Source organism: Pseudomonas sp. HMSC057H01 (assembly GCF_001836405.1).
Lineage (GTDB): Bacteria > Pseudomonadota > Gammaproteobacteria > Pseudomonadales > Pseudomonadaceae > Pseudomonas > Pseudomonas aeruginosa.
On record NZ_KV828379.1, the window covers coordinates 134367 to 155720 of the forward strand.

Sequence of the window (21354 nt, forward strand, 5' to 3'; positions counted from 1 at the left end):
ACAACTGTATAAGTAGACAGTATTATTCCACAGGGCAAGTCGCTCGCCTACCCCCGACGGGAAGAATGTTCCGAACGGTTGCCCGCAGGCGCGGCTAGCCCGGGTTCTCGCCGTTGCTCATGCGCAGCAGGCCGGTCAGCGCGGTCGCCACCGTCTGCCGGCGCACGGCGTCGCGGTCGCCGTTGAACTGGCAGCGCTCACTGACCAGCCGCTCGCCGTCGGCCCAGGCCAGCCAGACCGTGCCTACCGGCTTTTCCGGCGAGCCGCCGTCGGGCCCGGCGACACCGCTCACCGCCACCGCGAAACGCGCCCCGCTGTGCCGCTGGGCGCCGCGCACCATGGCCTCGACCACTTCCCGGCTGACCGCGCCGACTGCCGGGAACAGCGACTCGGGCACCTCCAGCTGGAGGGTCTTCTGGCGGTTCGAGTAGGTCACGTAGCCAGCCTCGAACCAGCCCGAACTCCCCGGGATGCGGGTGATCGCCTCGGCGATGCCGCCACCGGTGCAGGATTCCGCCGTGCTGACCTGCTCGCCCAGGTAACGAAGGCTTTCGCCGAGGCGGGCGGCCAGTGCGGTCAGGTCGGACTCCATCAGGGTCATCACTGTTCTCCAGGGTAGAAACGGAAAGGGACTACCCTACACCATCGGCTTTTCCATTCAGAAGCAGCTTTCGGACAAGCGCAACCGCGCGAAGGCAGCGAATGCGCGAACATGCGTGTTCCATCACCGTCCAAGGAAAGGCACCCCATGAACATCGCGCCACTCAAGGTCTCTCTGCTCTCCCTCGCCCTGCTCCTCTCCCCCGTAGCCAGCCTCCCCGCCCATGCGGCCTGCACCGCCAACCTGGCCCTGCAACCCGCCAGCAGCCTGCCCGCGCTCGGCGGGCGCCTGGTCTACCACAGCTATATGGAGTACGGGGACGGCTCCTCGAACCTCTACCTGCACGATTTCAAGAGCAAGAGCACCCGCCAGCTCAACCAGCCCGGCTGGAACATCGAGGACCCGATGAATGCGCATTTCTCCCCGGACGGCCGCTACCTGACCTTCATGGGCCGCCAGAATGGCGCCTGGCACGTGTTCGCCTGGGCCATCGGCGGTACCCAGGCGCCGAGCAACCTGACCGCGGCCATCGGCGGTCGCAACGAGGACCCGAAGTTCTCCTTCGATGGCCGCCAGGTCGTGCTCAAGCACGAGGGCGACATCCGCCTCGCCACCCTGGTCTTCAATGGCGATGGCAGCGTCGGCGTGAGCGCCTGGAAAGCCGTGACCAGCGACGGCTGGAGCACCGAGGAGTCGATGCCGTTCCTCACCCCCTCAGGCAAGTACGTGGTCTACGCGACAGGAGCCGGCGACAGCCTGCGGGTGGTGCGCAGGAACCTGGAGAACGGCCAGGTCAGCCCCCTCGCCACCCCGGCCGCGGGGGGCCGCGACTATTACCCGGTGGTACGCGACTACACCGCCTACTTCCTCTCGCGTACCCAGCCGGCCGGCAACGACCAGTTGGCCATGGTCGTACCCAACAGCCCGCCCGGCACCCCGGCGATCCTGCCGCTCAACCACTGCCAGGGCGACAATTCCGATGCCGCGCCGGTGAACGAGGACTACCTGATCTTCTCCAGCACTTCGTTCGACCCGACCTACAGCCTGCTCCTCGGTGACATCGCCGCGGCGCGGGTCTGGCGTCTCGACCCGGCGCAGATCAACCTGCCCGACGGTCGGCAGAAGCTCGGCGCCAGCTATACCGCGGCACGCTGAAAGCAGCCCGCACAGGCGCGGACCTGAGGGTCCGCGCCGGTTCCGAACGGACCCGACACAGGCCGGTGAATCGGGTTAACATTGCCCTCTTTTGCACCGTCCAAAGCCCGCTTCCGAAGGCCCGTATGACCGACCTCTCTCAGCACACGCCAATGATGCAGCAGTACTTCAAACTGAAGCATCAGCACCCCGACCAATTGATGTTCTATCGCATGGGCGACTTCTACGAGCTGTTCTACGAGGACGCGAAGAAGGCCGCCAAGCTGCTCGACATCACCCTGACCGCGCGCGGCCAGTCCGGCGGCAAGGCGATCCCGATGGCAGGCATTCCCTTCCATTCGGCGGAGGGCTACCTGGCCAAGCTGGTCAAGCTCGGCGAGTCGGTGGCGATCTGCGAGCAGATCGGCGACCCGGCCACCAGCAAGGGGCCGGTGGAGCGCCAGGTGGTGCGGATCATCACCCCCGGCACGGTGAGCGACGAGGCGCTGCTCGACGAACGCCGCGACAACCTGCTGGCGGCAATCCTCGGCGACGAGCGCCTGTTCGGCCTCGCCGTGCTGGACATCACCAGCGGCCGCTTCAGCGTCCAGGAGATAAAAGGCTGGGAAACCCTGCTGGCCGAACTGGAGCGCCTCAACCCGGCCGAGCTGCTGATTCCCGACGACTGGCCACAGGGCCTGCCGGCGGAGAAGCGCCGCGGCGTACGTCGCCGCGCGCCGTGGGACTTCGATCGCGACTCGGCGCACAAGAGCCTCTGCCAGCAATTCGGCACCCAGGACCTGAAAGGCTTCGGCTGCCAGAACCTGACCCTGGCCATCGGCGCCGCCGGCTGCCTGCTCGCCTACGCCAAGGAAACCCAGCGTACCGCCCTGCCGCACCTGCGCAGCCTGCGCCACGACCGCCTCGATGACACGGTGATCCTCGACGGCGCCAGCCGCCGCAACCTGGAGCTGGATATCAACCTCAGCGGTGGCCGCGAGAACACCCTGCAATCGGTGGTCGACCGCTGCCAGACCGCCATGGCCAGCCGCCTGATGAGCCGCTGGCTGAACCGTCCGCTGCGTGACCGCGCGGTGCTGGAAGCCCGCCAGGAGTCCATCGCCTGCCTGCTGGAACGCTATCGCTTCGAGAACCTGCAACCGCAGCTCAAGGAAATCGGCGACCTCGAACGTATCCTCGCCCGCATCGGCCTGCGCAACGCCCGCCCTCGCGACCTGGCGCGCCTGCGCGACGCGCTGGCGGCGTTGCCGGACCTGCAGAACGCCATGACCGAACTGGAAGCGCCGCACCTGCAGGCGCTGGCCACCACCATCGGCACCTATCCCGAACTCGCCGAACTGCTGGCCAAGGCGATCATCGACAACCCGCCGGCGGTGATCCGCGACGGTGGCGTGATCAAGACCGGCTATGACGCCGAGCTGGACGAGCTGCAGGCGCTGAGCGAAAACGCCGGGCAATTCCTGATGGACCTGGAAGCGCGCGAGAAGGCCCGCACCGGCCTGCCCAACCTGAAGGTCGGCTACAACCGCATCCATGGCTACTTCATCGAGCTGCCACGGGTGCAGGCCGAACAGGCGCCGGCCGACTACATCCGCCGGCAGACCCTGAAAGGCGCCGAGCGCTTCATCACGCCGGAACTGAAGGCCTTCGAGGACAAGGCGCTGTCGGCCCAGAGCCGCGCCCTGGCCCGCGAGAAGGCACTCTACGAAGAGCTGCTGGAACGTCTGATCGGCCACCTCGCTCCGCTCCAGGACAGCGCCTCGGCGCTGGCGGAGCTGGACGTGCTGGCGAACCTCGCCGAACGCGCGCTGAACCTCGACCTGAATCGCCCGCGGTTCGTCGAACACACCTGCCTGCACATCGAGCAGGGCCGCCATCCGGTGGTCGAGCAGGTGCTGGAGACGCCGTTCGTGGCCAACGACCTGGCGCTGGATGCCGACACCCGGATGCTGGTGATCACCGGTCCGAACATGGGCGGTAAATCCACCTACATGCGGCAAACCGCGCTGATCGTGCTGCTTGCGCATATCGGCAGCTTCGTTCCGGCTGCGCGCTGCGAGCTGTCCCTGGTGGACCGCATCTTCACCCGCATCGGCTCGTCCGACGACCTTGCCGGCGGCCGCTCGACCTTCATGGTGGAGATGAGCGAAACCGCCAACATCCTGCACAACGCCACTGACAAGAGCCTGGTGCTGATGGATGAGGTCGGCCGCGGCACCAGCACCTTCGACGGCCTGTCGCTGGCCTGGGCAGCGGCCGAGGACCTGGCCCGGACTCGCGCCTTCACCCTGTTCGCCACCCACTACTTCGAGCTGACCGTACTGCCGGAAAGCCAGCCCGCGGTAGCCAACGTGCACCTGAACGCGACCGAGCACAATGAACGCATCGTGTTCCTGCACCATGTACTGCCGGGACCGGCGAGCCAGAGCTACGGCCTCGCGGTGGCCCAGTTGGCCGGCGTGCCGACTCCGGTAATCCAGCGCGCCCGCGAACACCTCAAGCGCCTGGAAACCACCAGCCTGCCGCACGAGATGCCGAGCCAGCAGAGCGGCAAGCCCGCCTCGCCGATGCAGAGCGACCTGTTCGCCAGCCTGCCGCACCCGGTGATCGATGAATTGTCGAGGATCAATCCCGACGATATCAGCCCGCGGCAAGCTCTCGATCTGTTATATGCATGGAAGATGCGGGTCTGACGGACTACCGCACAAGCTGCTAGAATCGCGCGCGCTTAGCCGCCCGCCTGAGGAGAGAACTAGAAAATGACCTTCGTCGTCACCGACAACTGCATCAAGTGCAAATACACCGACTGCGTGGAAGTCTGCCCGGTAGACTGCTTCTACGAAGGACCCAACTTCCTGGTCATCCATCCGGACGAGTGCATCGACTGCGCCCTGTGCGAGCCCGAATGTCCGGCCCAGGCGATTTTCTCCGAAGACGAAGTGCCGGAGAACATGCAGGAATTCATCGAGCTGAACAGCGAGCTGGCGGAAGTCTGGCCGAACATCACCGAGAAGAAGGATGCCCTGCCCGACGCTGAGGAATGGGACGGCGTCGCCGGCAAGCTCCAGCATCTGGAGCGCTGATACGCCAAGGCCCGCAAACAGCGGGCCTTTTCTTTGGCGACGAGTAAAACGGCAGGCAAAAAAAGGGGCGGGGTATTACCCCGCCCACTCTTCAGTCCCTCGTCATCGTCCTGATGAATCGCCTCCCTGGCGACGTCCCTTCCCCGATCCTTCGGGGTTGCGTGTTCCCTGTACGCAGGAGTGATATTAGCGATTCCCTGTGCTCCCGCAACCTGCCAGAAAACCCAGCGAAGCTTCTTCGGCAGTCATTTTATAAAAATATATTCCTTTATTTTCAATAAGTTACTTAAATTCACCGAGCGTTTTTGGCAAACCTCCCGGACATTTATCTACTTAGGCTCACACGCCGTGTAAGTTAATGCTTACAAGAGCAGACACAAAAAACCCGGCGAACGCCGGGTCTTCAGTGGGTCTAAGGTTTTCCGTCACTGGAACAGCGCGTCACTCGACAGGCCGTTCTTCTCCAGGATCTCCCGCAGGCGCTTCAGCGCCTCGACCTGGATCTGACGAACCCGCTCGCGGGTCAGGCCGATTTCCTGACCGACCTCTTCCAGCGTGCTGCTTTCGTGCCCGCGCAAGCCGAAGCGGCGAATCACCACCTCACGCTGCTTGTCGGTGAGTTCCGTCAGCCACTGGTCGATGCTTTCGCTGAGATCGTCATCCTGCAGCAGCTCGCACGGATCGGTGGGGCGATCGTCGGTGAGCGTATCCAGCAGGGTCTTGTCCGAGTCCGGACCAAGAGAGACGTCTACCGAAGTCACCCGTTCGTTCAGGCCGAGCATGCGCTTGACCTCGGCGACCGGCTTCTCCAGCAGGTTGGCGATTTCTTCGGGTGAAGGTTCGTGGTCGAGCTTGTGGGTCAGTTCCCGCGCCGCACGCAGGTAGACGTTGAGCTCCTTGACCACATGGATCGGCAAGCGAATGGTCCGGGTCTGGTTCATGATGGCCCGTTCGATGGTCTGGCGGATCCACCAGGTGGCGTAGGTCGAGAACCGGAATCCGCGCTCCGGATCGAACTTCTCCACGGCGCGGATCAGGCCTAGGTTGCCTTCCTCGATCAGGTCGAGCAGGGACAGTCCGCGATTGACATAGCGCCGGGCGATCTTCACCACCAACCGCAGGTTGCTCTCGATCATCCGCTTCCGACCAGCGGGATCGCCCTTCTGCGCCAGACGAGCGAAGTGGACTTCCTCTTCGGGCGTCAACAGGGGCGAGAAACCGATTTCGTTGAGATACAGCTGCGTTGCGTCCAACGCGCGCGTGTAGTCGATGTGCTTGTGTTGTTTGGAAGAGAAGGAAGTGGTGGCTTTTGGAGTTGCCCGGGGAGAAGGCTGCTCGTCGGCAGACGACTCGTCCAGCATGATGCCGGGCTCCAGGAGGAGCACTTCATCATCGTGGTCAAACTCCGGCCCTTCTTTTTTGAGTGCCATGTCGTTATCCCTTGCATGAGTTCGACTCAAGCCCGGGCGATTCCTTTCCCGCTGGACACGCCCGGACCCGCTCACCTACATGATGTGGGCGGGCGAACTCCCGGTCAGCGACGTGGCAAATATTGCAGTGGATCGACAGGCTTACCCTGGCGGCGAATCTCGAAGTGCAGCTTCACCCGATCGGTTCCTGTGGAGCCCATCTCGGCAATCGATTGCCCTACCTTGACCTGTTGCCCTTCCCGCACCAGCAGCCTGCGGTTGTGACCGTAGGCACTCACGTAGGTCTCGTTGTGTTTGATGATGACCAACTCGCCGTAGCCCCGCAAACCACTACCGGCGTATACAACGGTCCCACCAGACGCAGCCAGGACAGGCTGGCCCAATTGACCGGCTATATCAATCCCTTTATTCAAACTTCCGTTTGAGGCAAAACGGCCGATCAGACTACCGCTCGCAGGCCATGCCCAACCGCCCACCGCAGGCCCCGCAACGACGGGAGTCGCGCCGCTGCTGGGTGGGGTCGTGGTCGAGGCCGGAGCCGGTGCGGGCTTGGCAGGTACCGACGTACTAACAGCGGGTGGAACCGGGGCAGGCTTGGTCGCCACGGGCGGAGCGACGACCGGCGTGTTTTTCGCGACGGACGGTTGCGCCGGTGCCCGCCCACCAAATTGGATAGCTTGACCGACCTGGATGGTATAGGGCGGCGCGATGCCATTGCGCGCGGCCAGGGCTTTCCAGTCCCAGCCGAAGCGGAAGGCAATGGAATACAGGGTGTCGCCGCGGCGCACGATGTACTGCCCGCTGGTGACCGGCGTACGCCGCGCAGCGGCAGGCGCGGAACCGTTGCGATCGACGACCTTGACCCCGCCGGGAGGCGACGACGAACAGGCGGCGAGAAGGGAACAGACGACGGCCCCGAGCAACAGGTGGCAGCCACCGTAGAGCCGAGTCCATTGCCGCAGGGTCGCTGCTAGCCTCAATCCTTCCCCCTTATCCATCTTCTTCGCTTTCGTTCAATCGGGCCGGCGACGCCGGCCGCCGGCTCAGGCGATCGGGCCGTTGAGCAGCGGGACGAAACGTACCGAGTCGAGTACCTGGCGGCTGAACCCGTCCTCGGTGCGGACGATCAGCATCAGTTGCTGGACCTCGCCGCCACCGACCGGGATCACCAGACGGCCCCCCGGCGCCAACTGGTCCAGCAACGACTGCGGGACTTCCGTGGCCGCCGCGGTGACGATGATTCCATTGTAGGGAGCCAACGCCGACCAGCCCTCCCAGCCATCGCCCCAACGAAAGACAACATTACGCAGGTTTAGCTCCGCAAGACGCTCCTTGGCCTTGTCCTGCAACGCCTGGATCCGCTCGACGGAGAAGACCCGCTCGACCAGTTGGGCCAGCACCGCGGTCTGGTAGCCGGACCCGGTACCGATCTCCATGACCTTGTCCAGCGGGCCGGCCGCCAGCAGCAACTCGGTCATCCGCGCCACCATGAACGGCTGGGAAATGGTCTGGTTGTGGCCGATCGGCAGGGCAGTGTCTTCGTAGGCGCGATGCGAGAGCGCCTCGTCGACGAACAGATGACGCGGCGTGCGGCGGATCACCTCGAGCACGTGGGCGTTGGACAGACCTTCTTCGTACAGGCGCTGGATCAGGCGCTCTCGGGTACGCTGGGAGGTCATGCCGATACCCCGGCGATGCAGATCTTCGGACATCACGTCAGTCCTCCCAGCCACTCGTCGAGGCCGCCGAAGGCTTCGTGGAAGGTACGGTCCAGCTGCAACGGAGTGATCGACACGTAGCCTTGCATGACCGCGTGGAAATCCGTCCCCGGCCCGCCATCCTCGGCATCGCCGGCCGCGGCGATCCAGTAGCCTTCCTTGCCGCGCGGATTGACCACCTTCACCGGTGCGGCGGCACGGGCGCGGTGCCCGAGGCGGGTCAGCTGGATACCGCGTACGCGATCCAGCGGCAGGTTCGGGATATTGACGTTGAGCACGGTACGCGGCGGCACGGCCAGGCGCTCGTGGGCGGAGACCAGCAGGCGGGCGAAGTGCATGGCGGTGGGCAGGTTGTCCGTCAACCGCGAGACCAGCGAGAAGGCGAAGGCCGGCCCCTTCAGGAAGCGCCCTTCGATGGCCGCCGCCACGGTACCGGAATAGAGGACGTCATCGCCGAGGTTGGCGCCCAGGTTGATACCCGAGACCACCATGTCCGGCAATTCCTCCAGCAAGCCGTTCAGGCCCAGGTGCACGCAGTCGGTCGGCGTGCCGTTGAGGCTGATGAATCCGTTGTCCAGGCGCTGCGGGTGCAGCGGGCGGTCCAGCGTCAGGGAACTGCTGGCGCCGCTCTTGTCCTGGTCGGGGGCGATCACTACGCAATCGGCATGATCCGCCAGCGCGTCGTAAAGCGCGGCGATACCGGGTGCGGTCACCCCGTCGTCGTTGGCAATCAGTATGCGCATGGGTTTTCCGTCTGCCCTGTCGGTACCAGGTCGAGGATTTCACGCACCACTACGGTGGCGAAACAACCGGCCGGCAGGACGAATTCCAGTTGCAGAACATCAGGTTCGGGATAATGCCACGCCAGCCCCTGGATGGGGAGCCGCAGGATGCGCCGTTCGTGCGCCATGCCCGCCTTCGCCAGCCAGCGGCAGAGCGCCGGCTCGCTCCCGGCCAGGGCCAGCTCGCGGTCGAGGACGCCGGCGCCGCTCGGCGGATCGCCCTCGCCCCAGAGCGGTCCGGTGGGGTGCAGGTCGAGGGCGGCCAGACGGGCATCGCGGCATTCTTCCTCGCCAGCGAGGAAAAAGCTGCGGCTGTCGGTGAAGGCCAGCAGGTCGCCAACCGCTGCCCGGTTCCAGCTACCCTCCGCGACCCGCTCGGCGAGCAGGCGGTTGAACAGGTAGCTGCGCCCGGCGGAAAGGAAGCGCGAACGCAGGTTGCGGTTCGCCGGCAGCAGGTCCTGTTCCGCGCAACTGCGCGCGTCGACCAGGTTGCCGCCGCCGTGGCCGAAGCGTTGCAGGCCGAAATAGTTGGGCACGCCGTCCGCGGCGATACGTTCCAAGCGCGCGTCGAGAAGGGCACGCTCCGCCCGCAGCCCGGTCAGACGCAGGGTGAAGCCGTTGGCGGCATGCGCGCCTCGCTGCAACTTGCGCGAATGACGGGTGCGGCGAAGAATCCGCAGGTCCGCGCCCTCGGCTGCGCCCAGGTCGGGATCGGCCTTGCCCGGCAGGTGCAGGCTGAACCATTGCCGGGTCAGGGCCTGGCGGTCCTTCAACCCGGCGTAGCTGACGTTCTTCTGCTGCACGCCGGCGGCGCGGCCGAGGCGACGGGCCGCCTCCTCGGTGTTCAATCCGCGCTTTTCCACCCACAACCAGAGGTGCTCGCCTTCACCGCTGAGGGGAATGTCCAGCACCTCGTCGACCTGGAAGTCCTCGGCCACGGCCTTGAGCACCGCCTCGCCGCAGGCTGCCCCATGGGCGCGCGGCCCGAGCAAGTCGAGTTCGCCGAGAACGCTCATCGGGCCATCAGCAAAGCGACCGCATGTACAGCAATGCCCTCTTCGCGTCCGGTGAAACCTAGCCGCTCGGTAGTGGTGGCCTTGACGTTGACCTGGTCGACCGCGACGCCGAGGTCCTCGGCGATCGACCCGCGCATGGTTTCGATGTGCGGCGCCATCTTCGGTGCCTGGGCGACGATGGTGGCGTCGACGTTGCCGACCTTCCAGCCCTTCTCGGCGACGATGGCGACCACGTGTCGCAGCAGCGCGCGACTGTCGGCGCCCTTGAACCGCGGGTCGGTGTCCGGGAAGTGCTTGCCGATGTCGCCCAGCGCCGCCGCGCCGAGCAGCGCATCGGACAAGGCGTGCAGCAGCACGTCGCCGTCGGAGTGGGCGACCAGCCCATGTTTGTGGGGAATGCGCACGCCGCCGAGGGTGATGAAGTCGCCCTCGCCGAAGCGATGCACGTCGTAGCCATGGCCAATTCGCATGAAAAAACGCCCTGGTTGGAATCAGGGCGTGATTCTACCCCGGATCGGGGCAGGCTTCAGGTATCGCGGATCAACCGTTGAGAACCTGGGCATGGTGGCGCAGGTGATCCTCGATGAAACTGGCGATGAAGTAGTAGCTGTGGTCGTAGCCTGGTTGCAGACGCAGCTCCAGCGGGTGGCCGGCCTTGTCCGCCGCATTGCGTAGCGCTTCCGGCTTGAGCTGGACGGCGAGGAAGTCGTCGCGCTCGCCCTGGTCGACCAGGATCGGCAAGCGTTCGGACGCACCCTCGAGCAACGCACAGGCATCCCACTCGCGCCAGGCCGCCGGGTCCTCGCCCAGGTAGCGAGAGAACGCCTTCTGGCCCCAGGGGCAATCGCTCGGATGGCAGATCGGCGCAAAGGCCGACAGCGACAGGTAGTGCCCCGGGTTGCGCAGCGCGCAGACCAGCGCGCCATGCCCGCCCATCGAGTGCCCGCTGATGCCGCGCCGCCGGGACACCGGGAAATGCGCCTCGATCAGCGCCGGCAACTCGTGCACCACGTAGTCGTGCATGCGGTAGTGCGCGGACCAGGGCTCCTGCGTGGCGTTCAGGTAGAAGCCTGCGCCCAGGCCGAAGTCCCAGGCGCCGTCGGGATCGCCGGGGACACCGCTGCCGCGCGGGCTGGTATCCGGCGCCACCAGTACCAATCCCAGTTCGGCGGCGACCCGCTGGGCGCCGGCCTTCTGCATGAAGTTCTCGTCGGTACAGGTCAGCCCGGACAGCCAGTACAGGGCCGGCAGCGCCGCCTCCGGCTCGGCCTGGGGCGGCAGGTAGATGGCGAAGACCATCTCGCAGTTCAGGGTCCGGGAAAAATGACGGTAACGCTGGTGCCAGCCGCCGAAGGTCTTCTGGCTGCCGATCAGTTCGAGGGAATCCTTCACGTGACCTCCGTGAAACAGTCGTGGCGAGCCGCAGCGCCCGCCGCGACGGCTTGTCAGTAATGAATGACGGTGCGGATGCTCTTGCCTTCGTGCATCAGCTCGAAGGCCTCGTTGATGTCCTCCAGCCCCATGGTGTGGGTGATGAAGGTATCCAGCGGGATCTCGCCCTTCTGCGCCTTCTCGACATAGCTCGGCAACTCGCTGCGCCCGCGCACCCCGCCGAACGCCGAACCGCGCCAGACGCGGCCGGTGACCAGTTGGAACGGCCGGGTGCTGATTTCCTGGCCGGCGCCGGCGACACCGATGATCACCGACTCGCCCCAGCCCTTGTGGCAGCATTCCAGCGCGGCGCGCATCAACTGCACGTTGCCGACGCACTCGAAGGAGTAGTCGACGCCGCCATCGGTCAGTTCGACGATGACGTCCTGGATCGGCTTGTCGTAGTCCTTCGGATTGATGAAGTCGGTGGCGCCCAGCTCCCTGGCGATGTCGAACTTGCCCGGGTTGATGTCGACCGCGATGATGCGCGCGGCCTTGGCCATCTTCGCCCCGATGATCGCCGCCAGGCCGATACCGCCCAGGCCGAAGATGGCAACGGTAGCGCCCTCTTCCACCTTGGCGGTATTCAGCACGGCGCCGATCCCGGTGGTGACGCCGCAACCAAGCAGGCAGACCTTATCCAGCGGCGCGTCCTTGGGAATCTTCGCCAGGGAGATTTCCGGCAGCACGGTGTATTCGGAGAAGGTCGAGCAGCCCATGTAGTGGAAGACCGGCTCGCCCTTGTAGGAGAAACGGCTGGTGCCGTCGGGCATCAGGCCCTTGCCCTGGGTGGCGCGCACGGCCTGGCAGAGGTTGGTCTTGCCGGACAGGCAGAATTTGCACTTGCCGCACTCGGCGGTGTACAGCGGGATGACATGATCGCCCACCTGCAGGGAGGTCACGCCCTCGCCCACCGCTTCGACGATGCCGCCACCTTCGTGGCCCAGAATGCACGGGAACACCCCCTCGGAATCCTGGCCGGACAGGGTGTACGCATCGGTATGGCAGACGCCGGTGGCGACGATGCGCACCAGTACCTCGCCCTTCTGCGGCGGCGCCACATCCACCTCGACGATTTCCAACGGCTTGTTGGGGGCGAAGGCGACGGCGGCACGGGACTTGATCATCTGGGAACTCCTGAACGATAGAAGCCGGCGGGCCGCTAAGCGACCCACTGAAACGGAAAGTGTAGAAAACCGCGTTTCAAGGAATAATCAGGCAATAATCAAAACATTATTGCCATACAGGGACAATCCAGATGAATCGCTGGGAAGGACTCGACGAATTCGTCGCTGTCGCCGAAACCGGGCAGTTCACCGCGGCAGCCGAACGCATGGGCGTTTCCTCGTCGCACATCAGCCGCCAGGTCGCCCGCCTGGAGGAGCGCCTGCAGACCCGCCTGCTCTACCGCAGCACCCGGCGAGTGTCGCTGAGCGAAGCCGGACAGACCTTCCTGCAACATTGCCAGCGCCTGCAGGACGCCCGCGACGAAGCCCTGCGCGCGGTCAGCGACCTCTCCGCGGAGCCCAAGGGCCTGCTGCGCATGACCTGCGCCGTGGCCTACGGCGAACGTTTCATCGTGCCGCTGGTGAATGCCTTCATGGCCGACTATCCGCAACTGCGGGTCGACATCGAGCTGTCCAACCGCCAACTGGACCTGCTCCACGAGGGCTTCGACCTGGCCATCCGCCTCGGCCGCCTGAGCGATTCGCGATTGGTCGCCACACGGTTGGCGCCACGCGTCATGTACCTCTGCACCACCCCGGAATACCTGCGCCGCCACGGTACTCCGCAGTCGCCGACGGAACTCGGCCAGTTCAACTGCCTGATCGGCAGCAGCGACCTGTGGAGCTTCCTCGAGGACGGCCGGGAAACCCAGCACCGGGTCCAGGGCAACTGGCGCTGCAACAGCGGCCAGGCGGTGCTCGACGCCGCCCTACGCGGCTTCGGCCTGTGCCAGTTGCCTGACTACTATGTGATCGAGCATCTGCGCAGCGGCCGCCTGGTCTCCCTGCTGGAAGGCCACCAGCCGCCGAATACCGCGGTATGGGCGCTGTACCCGCAGCAGCGGCACCTGTCGCCGAAAGTCCGGCAACTGGTGGACTATCTCAAGGAAGGCCTGGCGCAATCCCATCCGGGACTCGCCGGGGAGAAAAACCTGCGCTGAAGCAGTAAGGCGTTTCGCCGCTGCGATAGACTTGGCAGTTTCCCGCTCCACCCGCTATCGATTCAAGGAAGTCGCATGTCTGCCCTCAATGCGTTTCGCCAACGCTACCTGGTGAGGTTCTGGTCGCCGCTGCCGGCGCTGGTCGCCCTCGGCGTCGCCTCCGCCTACTACTTCGCGCTCACCGGCACCTTCTGGGCGGTGACCGGCGAATTCACCCGCTGGGGCGGCCACGTGCTGTCCTGGTTCGGCTACCAGCCACAGGACTGGAGCTACTTCAGGCTGATCGGCCTTCAAGGCACGCCGCTGGACCGGATCGACGGAGTGATGATCATCGGCATGTTCCTCGGCGCCCTGTGCTGCGCCCTCTGGGCCGGCAACGTCAGCCTGCGCTGGCCGACCAGCAAACGTCGCCTGCTGCAGGGCCTGGTCGGCGGTATCGTCGCCGGCTTCGGCGCACGCCTGGCGATGGGCTGCAACCTGGCGGCGTTCTTCACCGGTATCCCGATGTTTTCCCTGCACGCCTGGGCCTTCATGTTCGCCACCGTCGGCGGCGCCTGGATCGGCGTGAAGATCAGCCTGCTGCCGTTCCTGCGCACGCCGCTGAAAGTCGGCGCCACGGCCAGCGCCCTGCCCAGCGCCGAAAGCCTGGCCCGACGCGCACGCCTGCAGGCCCGCCTGGGCCTGGCGGTGCTGGCGCTCGCCGCGCTGTTCGCCGCCTGGCGCTTCGAGGTATCGCTGGTGCTGGGCATGGCCTGCCTGTTCGGCCTGCTGTTCGGCGGCCTGATCGAGCGCGCGCAGATCTGCTTCACCAGCGCCGCACGGGACCTCTGGACCACAGGCCGGACCCGCGCCGCCTTCGGCATCCTGCTCGGCATGGCGGCCGCCTGCATCGGTACCTTCGCCGTGATCCGCCTGGGCGTCGCGCCGAAGATCTTCTGGATGGGCCCGAATGCGATCATCGGCGGCATTCTCTTCGGCATCGGCATCGTCCTCGCCGGCGGTTGCGAGACCGGCTGGATGTACCGCTCGATGGAGGGCCAGCTGCACTTCTGGGTGGTCGGCATCGGCAACGTCATCGGCGGAACCCTGGTGGCAATCTTTTGGGACCAGTTGGGTACCCGCCTCGCCCTGCCCTATCCCAAGCTCGACCTGCTGGAAAGCTTCGGGCCCGGCAACGGCCTGCTGTTGACCTTCGCCGGCCTGGCCCTGTGCCTGTTGCTGGTGCAACTGAACGCCTCCCGATTCACCCGACCGCGGAAACCGAACCATGAGCCAGCCCGACAAACCGACCCTGTCGCTTGACCTGCGCGGCGAACATTGCCCGTACAACGCCATCGCCACCCTGGAAACCCTGGCGACCATGCAGCCGGGCGAACGCCTGGAAGTGGTCACCGACTGCTCGCAGTCGGTCCACGGGATTCCCGAAGACACCCAGCGCCAGGGCTACAAATGCCTGGCGGTGGAGCAGCACGGCGCGCTGTTCCGCTTCCTCATAGAGGTGCCGCTGGAAAGCTGAACGAGCGAGTCTGCAACGACAAGAAAGCCGACCCTCGGGTCGGCTTTCTTGTGCCAGGGATCAGTGCGGAAAACTGCGCTGCAGGCGCAGTAGGTCTTCCGGGGTGGTGATCTTCAGGTTGTCGGCGCGCCCTTCCACCAGTTTCGGCGCATAGCCGGCCCACTCCATCGCCGAAGCCTCGTCGGTGATCGCCACGCCGGCCACCAGCGCATCGGCCAGTGCCCGGTGCAGGGCGCCGAGGCGGAACATCTGTGGCGTATAGGCCAGCCAGACCACCGAGCGGTCGATGGTTTCGCTGACCCGGCCGTCGCGGTCGGCACGCTTGAGGGTGTCCCTCGCCGGCACCGCCAGCAGCCCGCCGACCGGATCTTCGGCGAGTTCTTCGAGCAGGCGGTCGAGGTCGCCGCGGGTCAGGTTCGGTCGCGCAGCGTCATGCACCAGCACCCAATCGTCGGCCTGTGCCCCCAGCTCCAGCAGGCGCAGCAAGCCGCTCAACACTGAGTCGGCGCGTTCGACGCCCCCGGCGGCGCGCTGCACATGCCGGCTGGCGGCGCAGTCCAGCCCGGGCCAGTAGGGATCGTCTTCGGCCAGGCAGACCACCAGGCCCCTGAGCATCGGGTGCTCGAGGAAACAATCGAGGGTGCGCTCGATCACGGTACGGCCGGCAAGATCGAGATATTGCTTCGGGCGGTCGGCGCGCATGCGCGAACCCACGCCGGCGGCGGGGATCACCGTCCAGAAGGCGGGAAGGTCGGAAGTCGTCATCGGGAGAAGGGTCGTCAGCTCACTTGGCGAGCTGGTAGAGGGTTTCGCCGTCCTTGACCATGCCAAGCTCGTGCCGCGCACGCTCCTCGACGGTCTCGGTGCCTTTCTTCAACTCGGCGACTTCGGCTTCAAGAATCCGGTTGCGCTCCAGCAGGCGCTCGTTCTCGCCATGCTGGTCGGCGATCTGCTTCTGCAGGTCGCGTACCTGCGCCAGGCTGCCATCGCCGACCCACAGGCGATATTGCAGGCCCGCCAGCGCCAGGATCAGCACCACGAACAGCCAGTAGGGGCTACGTAACCTCAAGCCTCGAACTCCTTGAGAAGAAAAGGGGTGGCTCTTGCCACCCCTTCACCGTACCAGACTAGGCTCAGCCGCGGAATTCCGCGCGACCACGGTACGGCGCCTTGGCGCCCAGCTGCTCTTCGATGCGCAGCAGCTGGTTGTACTTGGACACGCGGTCGGAGCGGCACAGCGAACCGGTCTTGATCTGACCGGCGGCGGTACCCACGGCCAGGTCGGCGATGGTCGAGTCCTCGGTTTCGCCGGAGCGGTGCGAGATCACCGCGGTATAGCCGGCGGCCTTGGCCATCTGGATGGCCTCCAGGGTCTCGGTGAGCGAACCGATCTGGTTGAACTTGATCAGGATCGAATTGCCGATGCCCTTCTCGATGCCTTCCTTGAGGATCTTGGTGTTGGTCACGAACAGGTCGTCGCCGACCAGTTGGACCTTGGCGCCGATCTTGTCGGTCAGGCCTTTCCAGCCGGCCCAGTCGGACTCGTCCATGCCGTCCTCGATGGAGATGATCGGGTAGCGCTGGGTCAGGCCGGCCAGGTAATCGGCGAAACCGGCGGCGTCGAATACCTTGCCTTCGCCTTCCAGGTCGTACTTGCCGTCCTTGAAGAATTCGCTGGAGGCGCAGTCCAGGGCCAGGGTCACGTCGTCACCCAGCTTGTAGCCGGCCTTCTCGACGGCCTCGGCGATGGCGGCCAGGGCGTCTTCGTTGGACGACAGGTTCGGCGCGAAGCCGCCTTCGTCACCGACGGCGGTGTTCAGGCCACGGGCCTTCAGCACGGCCTTGAGGTGATGGAAGATCTCGGCGCCCATGCGCAGCGCCTCGGCGAAGTTCTTCGCGCCGACCGGCTGGACCATGAATTCCTGGATATCGACGTTGTTGTCCGCATGCTCGCCGCCGTTGATGATGTTCATCATCGGCACCGGCATGGAGTACTGGCCGGGGGTGCCGTTGAGGTCGGCGATGTGCGCGTACAGCGGTACGCCCTTGGCCTGTGCGGCGGCCTTGGCGGCAGCCAGGGACACCGCGAGGATCGCGTTGGCGCCCAGCTTGGCCTTGTTCTCGGTGCCGTCCAGCTCGATCATCGCGTGGTCGAGGGCTTTCTGGTCGGCCGCGTCCTTGCCCAGCAGCAGGTCGCGGATCGGGCCGTTGATGTTGGCCACGGCTTTCAGCACGCCCTTGCCCAGGTAACGGCTCTTGTCGCCATCGCGCAGCTCGAGGGCCTCGCGGGAACCGGTGGAAGCACCGGAAGGCGCGCAGGCGCTGCCGACGATGCCGTTGTCCAGGATCACGTCCGCTTCAACGGTAGGGTTGCCGCGGGAGTCCAGGACCTCACGGCCCTTGATGTCGACGATCTTTGCCATTCTTGTTAACACTCCGAAGTGAATGAACGGGGCGGTCTGAGGAGACTAGGCAGTCTCGATTGCAGGAAAGCTCTTGATCAGCTCGTCCAGTTGCTTGAGCTGGGACAGGAAGGCTTCGAGTTTGTTCAGGCGCAGCGCGCACGGACCGTCGCACTTGGCGTGCTCGGGGTCCGGATGGGCCTCGAGGAACAGCCCGGCGAGCTTCTGGCTGAGCCCGGCCTTGGCCAGGTCGGTGACCTGGGCGCGCCGGCCGCCGGCGGAGTCCGCGCGACCGCCGGGCATCTGCAGGGCGTGGGTGACGTCGAAGAATACCGGGTACTCGAACTGCTTCATGATGCCGAAGCCGAGCATGTCGACCACCAGGTTGTTGTATCCGAAGGAGGAGCCGCGCTCGCAGAGGATCAGGCGGTCGTTACCGGCTTCCTCGCACTTGGTCAGGATGTGCTTCATCTCCTGGGGCGCGAGGAACTGGGCCTTCTTGATATTGATCACCGCGTTGGTCCTGGCCATCGCCACCACCAGGTCGGTCTGCCGCGAGAGGAAGGCCGGCAGCTGGATGATGTCGCAGACCTCGGCCACCGGCTGGGCCTGGAACGGCTCGTGGACATCGGTGATGACCGGCACCTTGAAGGTCTTCTTGATCTCTTCGAAGATCTTCATTCCCTCTTCCAGGCCCGGGCCACGGAACGAGTGGATCGAGGAACGGTTGGCCTTGTCGAAGCTGGCCTTGAACACATAGGGGATACCGAGTTTCTCGGTAACCCGTACGTATTCTTCGCAGACCTGCATGGCCAGGTCGCGCGACTCCAGCACGTTCATGCCGCCGAACAGCACGAACGGCAGGTCGTTGCCGATCTGGATATCGCCGACGCGAACGATCTTCTGTGCCATGCTCAGGCCTTCCCGGAATATTTCAGCGCGGCGTTGACGAAACCGCTGAACAGCGGGTGGCCATCACGCGGTGTGGAGGTGAATTCCGGGTGGAACTGGCAGGCAACGAACCACGGATGCTCCGGGGCCTCGACCACTTCCACCAGGGCGCCGTCGCCGGAGCGGCCGGAAATCTTCAGGCCGGCCTGTTCCAGTTGCGGCAGCAGGTTGTTGTTCACTTCGTAGCGATGGCGATGGCGCTCGACGATCACGTCCTTGGCATAGCAGTCGTGCACCAGGGTGCCGGTCTGCAGCTGGCACTCCTGGGCGCCCAGGCGCATGGTGCCGCCCAGGTCGGAAGCTTCGGTGCGGATCTCGGTGGCGCCGGTCGCGTCCTGCCATTCGGTGATCAGGCCGACCACCGGATGGCCGCTGGACTTGTCGAACTCGGTGGAGTTGGCGTCGCTCCAGCCGAGCACGTTGCGGGCGTATTCGATGACCGCGACCTGCATGCCCAGGCAGATGCCCAGGTAGGGGATCTTGTTCTCGCGGGCGTACTGCACGGTGCTGATCTTGCCTTCCACGCCGCGCAGGCCGAAGCCGCCCGGGACCAGGATGGCGTCGACGCCTTCCAGCAGGCTGGTGCCCTGCTGCTCGATGTCTTCGGAGTCGATGTAGCGCAGGTTGACCTTGGTGCGGCTCTGGATGCCGGCGTGGGTCATCGCCTCGATCAGCGACTTGTACGCGTCCAGCAGTTCCATGTACTTGCCGACCATGGCGATGGTGACTTCACGCTCGGGGTTGAGCTTGGCATCGACCACGCGGTCCCATTCGGACAGGTCGGCCTGCCCGCACTCCAGGCCGAAGCGCTCGACGACGATGTCGTCCAGGCCCTGGGCATGCAGCACCGACGGGATGCGGTAGATGGTGTCGACGTCTTCCAGGGCGATCACCGCGCGCTCCTCGACGTTGGTGAAGAGCGCGATCTTGCGCCGCGAGGAGACGTCGATCGGGTGGTCGGAACGGCAGACCAGCACGTCCGGTTGCAGGCCGATGGAGCGCAGCTCCTTGACCGAGTGCTGGGTCGGCTTGGTCTTGGTCTCGCCGGCGGTGGCGATGTACGGGACCAGGGTCAGGTGCATCAGCATCGCGCGCTTGGCGCCGATCTCGACGCGCAGCTGGCGGATCGCCTCGAGGAACGGCTGCGACTCGATGTCGCCGACGGTGCCACCGATCTCCACCAGGGCGACGTCGGCATCGCCGGCGCCCTTGATGATGCGCCGCTTGATCTCGTCGGTGATGTGCGGGATCACCTGCACGGTGGCGCCCAGGTAGTCGCCGCGGCGTTCCTTGCGCAACACGTCCATGTAGACGCGGCCGGTGGTGAAGTTGTTGTTCTGGGTCATGGTGGTACGAACGAAGCGCTCGTAATGGCCCAGGTCCAGGTCGGTCTCGGCGCCGTCCTGGGTCACGAAGACCTCACCGTGCTGGAACGGGCTCATGGTGCCCGGGTCCACGTTGATGTAAGGGTCCAGCTTGAGCATCGTGATCTTCAGGCCACGCGCTTCCAAGATCGCAGCCAGAGAAGCCGAAGCGATGCCTTTCCCCAATGAAGAAACAACACCACCCGTGACGAAGATGTAGCGCGTCATGAAAAACCCTAGAAGTCAGCGTTTAGGCGGGATCAACCGCCGGGGATTCGGAGAAGGGAGGCCAGCTCCCGCCACGGACAAATCCGTGGGCAAAGCAAACTCCTGCTGATTCCGGAGGGAATCGGCGGGAGCAGTACAAGACGGGAGCGTAGTCTACTGGAAACGGCTTACTAGCTCAAACCCGGGTCGTTCGTCGGCGGGCTCCAGGACAGTCGCCAGCCCCCCTCGCGGGGACTGTCCAGGCCAGGAATGTTGGCCACCGCGAGCAGTTCGTCGGCTCGGAAGAGCAGCGGCAAACGACCGCGCAGGAAGCTCGGTACGCCCGCTTCGTTGAGCAATCGCTTGAGGTCGCGGCGACCGCGCCCGGCCAGGGCCAGCACCTCCCCACCCCGCCGGTAGTCGACGCGCAACGGCCCCGCCGGAACCTCGCCGAGCAACGCCAGCCGACCATTGCCGGGAAGAAGCAAGGGATGAGCGGGACGCTCCCAGACGAACGGTCCCGCCGCCGCCCGCCAGTCCGCCGGCAACCACCAGATCCGCCCCGCGCCGCGACGCAGCTCGCCGCTCTCCAGGCGCCAGATCGGGTCGGCATCGTCGCCGGCATCGCGCAACGACTCCCAGCCGGCCCAGTGGTCGCTGTCCGGCAACCGCGTCAGCTGTCCCAGCCAGGCCCGCAGCAGGTTGCGCTGGCGCGCAGCGCTGAGGTGGCGCAGAGGCTCCAGGGCGATCCGGGGCAGATCCAGCCAGTCCGGCCAATCCAGTTCCGAGGGTTGGCGGCAGGCCCGGAGGTCGATGGCGGCCAGTTCAGCCAGCAGGTCTTCGGCCTCGCGCAGATGCGCCGCGCAGCGCGCCATGCCGGCGACGGCCTGCGGCCAGTGGGAGGCGAGACGCGGCATGATCTCCCGGCGCAGGTAGTTGCGCGAGAAGCGCGGATCCTGGTTGGAAGGATCCTCCACCCAGTCCAGCCGGTGCGTCTGCGCATAGGCTTCCAGTTCGGCGCGGGAAACCCCGAGCAAGGGTCGGCACAGGCGGCCGCCGCCCAGCGGCCGGCTCGCCGGCATCGCCGCCAGGCCGCGCAGGCCCGCTCCACGCAACAGGCGGAACAGCAAGGTCTCGGCCTGGTCGTCGAGGTGCTGCGCGGTGAGCAGCACCTGTCCCTCGCCCAGGTTCGCCTGGAATGCGCGATAGCGGGCGTCGCGCGCCGCCTGCTCGATGCTGCCGCCAACGGCGACCTGTACCCGCTCGACCCGCAGCGGGATACCCAGCGACCGGCAGACCGCCTGGCAGTGCGCCGGCCAACCGTCCGCCGCAGCCTGCAAGCCATGGTGGACATGCAGCGCCGACAGCGCCGGCAAGGCTTCGCTCCGGGCCAACTGGGCGAGCAGATGCAGCAACACCGTCGAATCCAGCCCGCCGGAAAACGCCACGCACCAGCCCCCCGCTTCGCGCCAGGGCGCCAGGGCCTGTAACAGACGGGATTCGAGCGGCACTGCCGGCATGCTTGCGCTCC

21 protein-coding genes are annotated in these 21354 nt (G+C 65.7%); 6 read left to right on the plus strand and 15 right to left on the minus strand.

Going from position 1 to position 21354, the window contains the following annotated elements:
- Positions 1 to 94: 94 nt before the first annotated feature.
- Complete coding sequence (locus HMPREF2581_RS01075) at positions 95 to 601, minus strand: CinA family protein (protein WP_003092262.1); 507 nt, start codon at positions 599 to 601, stop codon at positions 95 to 97.
- Between the two features lie 147 nt (positions 602 to 748).
- On the opposite strand from HMPREF2581_RS01075, the gene HMPREF2581_RS01080 reads away from it, so the two are divergent.
- From HMPREF2581_RS01080 to fdxA, 3 genes are all read left to right on the plus strand, one after another.
- Positions 749 to 1756: a TolB family protein gene (locus tag HMPREF2581_RS01080; RefSeq protein WP_003092265.1), complete on the plus strand. Its 1008-nt coding sequence runs from the start codon at positions 749 to 751 to the stop codon at positions 1754 to 1756.
- A 125-nt stretch (positions 1757 to 1881) separates the two neighbouring features.
- Positions 1882 to 4449, plus strand: a complete 2568-nt coding sequence (mutS, locus tag HMPREF2581_RS01085; RefSeq protein ID WP_003122151.1) for a DNA mismatch repair protein MutS — start codon at positions 1882 to 1884, stop codon at positions 4447 to 4449.
- Between the two features lie 66 nt (positions 4450 to 4515).
- A complete protein-coding gene (gene fdxA, locus HMPREF2581_RS01090) occupies positions 4516 to 4839 on the plus strand; it encodes a ferredoxin FdxA (RefSeq protein WP_003092272.1) in 324 nt (107 codons plus the stop codon).
- Between the two features lie 425 nt (positions 4840 to 5264).
- Here the strand turns inward: fdxA and rpoS are convergent, their stop codons facing one another.
- From rpoS to HMPREF2581_RS01130, 8 genes are all read right to left on the minus strand, one after another.
- A complete protein-coding gene (gene rpoS / locus HMPREF2581_RS01095) occupies positions 5265 to 6269 on the minus strand; it encodes an RNA polymerase sigma factor RpoS (RefSeq protein ID WP_003113871.1) in 1005 nt (334 codons plus the stop codon).
- Between the two features lie 104 nt (positions 6270 to 6373).
- Positions 6374 to 7267: a peptidoglycan DD-metalloendopeptidase family protein gene (locus HMPREF2581_RS01100; protein WP_003138035.1), complete on the minus strand. Its 894-nt coding sequence runs from the start codon at positions 7265 to 7267 to the stop codon at positions 6374 to 6376.
- Positions 7268 to 7312: 45 nt separating this feature from the next.
- On the minus strand, positions 7313 to 7948 hold the full coding sequence (locus HMPREF2581_RS01105; RefSeq protein WP_003098558.1) for a protein-L-isoaspartate(D-aspartate) O-methyltransferase: 636 nt from the start codon (positions 7946 to 7948) through the stop codon (positions 7313 to 7315).
- Positions 7949 to 7980: 32 nt separating this feature from the next.
- The gene (gene surE / locus HMPREF2581_RS01110) at positions 7981 to 8730 is read right to left on the minus strand and encodes a 5'/3'-nucleotidase SurE (RefSeq protein WP_003092341.1); all 750 of its coding nucleotides are present in this window, start codon (positions 8728 to 8730) and stop codon (positions 7981 to 7983) included.
- On the minus strand, positions 8718 to 9785 hold the full coding sequence (gene truD / locus HMPREF2581_RS01115) for a tRNA pseudouridine(13) synthase TruD (protein ID WP_003092343.1): 1068 nt from the start codon (positions 9783 to 9785) through the stop codon (positions 8718 to 8720). The genes surE and truD overlap by 13 nt, the downstream gene beginning before the upstream one ends.
- Positions 9782 to 10255 carry a 2-C-methyl-D-erythritol 2,4-cyclodiphosphate synthase gene (ispF, locus tag HMPREF2581_RS01120; protein WP_003092346.1) on the minus strand — a complete coding sequence of 158 codons (474 nt, stop codon included), beginning with the start codon at positions 10253 to 10255 and terminating at the stop codon, positions 9782 to 9784. Before ispF ends, truD begins: the two co-directional genes overlap by 4 nt.
- 70 nt (positions 10256 to 10325) lie before the next feature.
- Positions 10326 to 11177, minus strand: coding sequence for an S-formylglutathione hydrolase (gene fghA, locus HMPREF2581_RS01125; RefSeq protein WP_003138034.1), 852 nt, complete (start codon positions 11175 to 11177; stop codon positions 10326 to 10328).
- Positions 11178 to 11230: 53 nt separating this feature from the next.
- Positions 11231 to 12343, minus strand: coding sequence for an S-(hydroxymethyl)glutathione dehydrogenase/class III alcohol dehydrogenase (locus HMPREF2581_RS01130; RefSeq protein WP_003124150.1), 1113 nt, complete (start codon positions 12341 to 12343; stop codon positions 11231 to 11233).
- Between the two features lie 131 nt (positions 12344 to 12474).
- On the opposite strand from HMPREF2581_RS01130, the gene gfnR reads away from it, so the two are divergent.
- From gfnR to yedF, 3 genes are all read left to right on the plus strand, one after another.
- Positions 12475 to 13383, plus strand: a complete 909-nt coding sequence (gene gfnR, locus HMPREF2581_RS01135) for a glutathione-dependent formaldehyde neutralization regulator (protein ID WP_003138033.1) — start codon at positions 12475 to 12477, stop codon at positions 13381 to 13383.
- A 75-nt stretch (positions 13384 to 13458) separates the two neighbouring features.
- The gene (yedE, locus tag HMPREF2581_RS01140) at positions 13459 to 14685 is read left to right on the plus strand and encodes a selenium metabolism membrane protein YedE/FdhT (RefSeq protein WP_003138032.1); all 1227 of its coding nucleotides are present in this window, start codon (positions 13459 to 13461) and stop codon (positions 14683 to 14685) included.
- Positions 14651 to 14899 (plus strand): sulfurtransferase-like selenium metabolism protein YedF, encoded by a 249-nt coding sequence (yedF, locus tag HMPREF2581_RS01145; RefSeq protein ID WP_003138031.1) that lies wholly within the window; start codon positions 14651 to 14653, stop codon positions 14897 to 14899. Before yedE ends, yedF begins: the two co-directional genes overlap by 35 nt.
- Before the next feature lie 60 nt (positions 14900 to 14959).
- Here yedF and ispD read toward each other — a convergent pair whose 3' ends face one another.
- The 6 genes from ispD to tilS form a co-directional block, all read right to left on the minus strand.
- Positions 14960 to 15664, minus strand: coding sequence for a 2-C-methyl-D-erythritol 4-phosphate cytidylyltransferase (ispD, locus tag HMPREF2581_RS01150; RefSeq protein ID WP_003138030.1), 705 nt, complete (start codon positions 15662 to 15664; stop codon positions 14960 to 14962).
- Positions 15665 to 15683: 19 nt separating this feature from the next.
- Positions 15684 to 15968: a cell division protein FtsB gene (gene ftsB, locus HMPREF2581_RS01155; RefSeq protein ID WP_003098569.1), complete on the minus strand. Its 285-nt coding sequence runs from the start codon at positions 15966 to 15968 to the stop codon at positions 15684 to 15686.
- A 64-nt stretch (positions 15969 to 16032) separates the two neighbouring features.
- Entirely contained in the window at positions 16033 to 17322 is a 1290-nt protein-coding gene (gene eno / locus HMPREF2581_RS01160) for a phosphopyruvate hydratase (protein WP_003092364.1), read from the minus strand.
- A 45-nt stretch (positions 17323 to 17367) separates the two neighbouring features.
- Positions 17368 to 18213 carry a 3-deoxy-8-phosphooctulonate synthase gene (kdsA, locus tag HMPREF2581_RS01165; protein ID WP_003092365.1) on the minus strand — a complete coding sequence of 282 codons (846 nt, stop codon included), beginning with the start codon at positions 18211 to 18213 and terminating at the stop codon, positions 17368 to 17370.
- A gap of 2 nt (positions 18214 to 18215) precedes the next feature.
- Positions 18216 to 19844 carry a CTP synthase gene (locus HMPREF2581_RS01170; protein WP_003092366.1) on the minus strand — a complete coding sequence of 543 codons (1629 nt, stop codon included), beginning with the start codon at positions 19842 to 19844 and terminating at the stop codon, positions 18216 to 18218.
- A gap of 170 nt (positions 19845 to 20014) precedes the next feature.
- Positions 20015 to 21343: a tRNA lysidine(34) synthetase TilS gene (gene tilS, locus HMPREF2581_RS01175; protein ID WP_003138026.1), complete on the minus strand. Its 1329-nt coding sequence runs from the start codon at positions 21341 to 21343 to the stop codon at positions 20015 to 20017.
- Between the last annotated feature and the right edge of the window lie 11 nt (positions 21344 to 21354).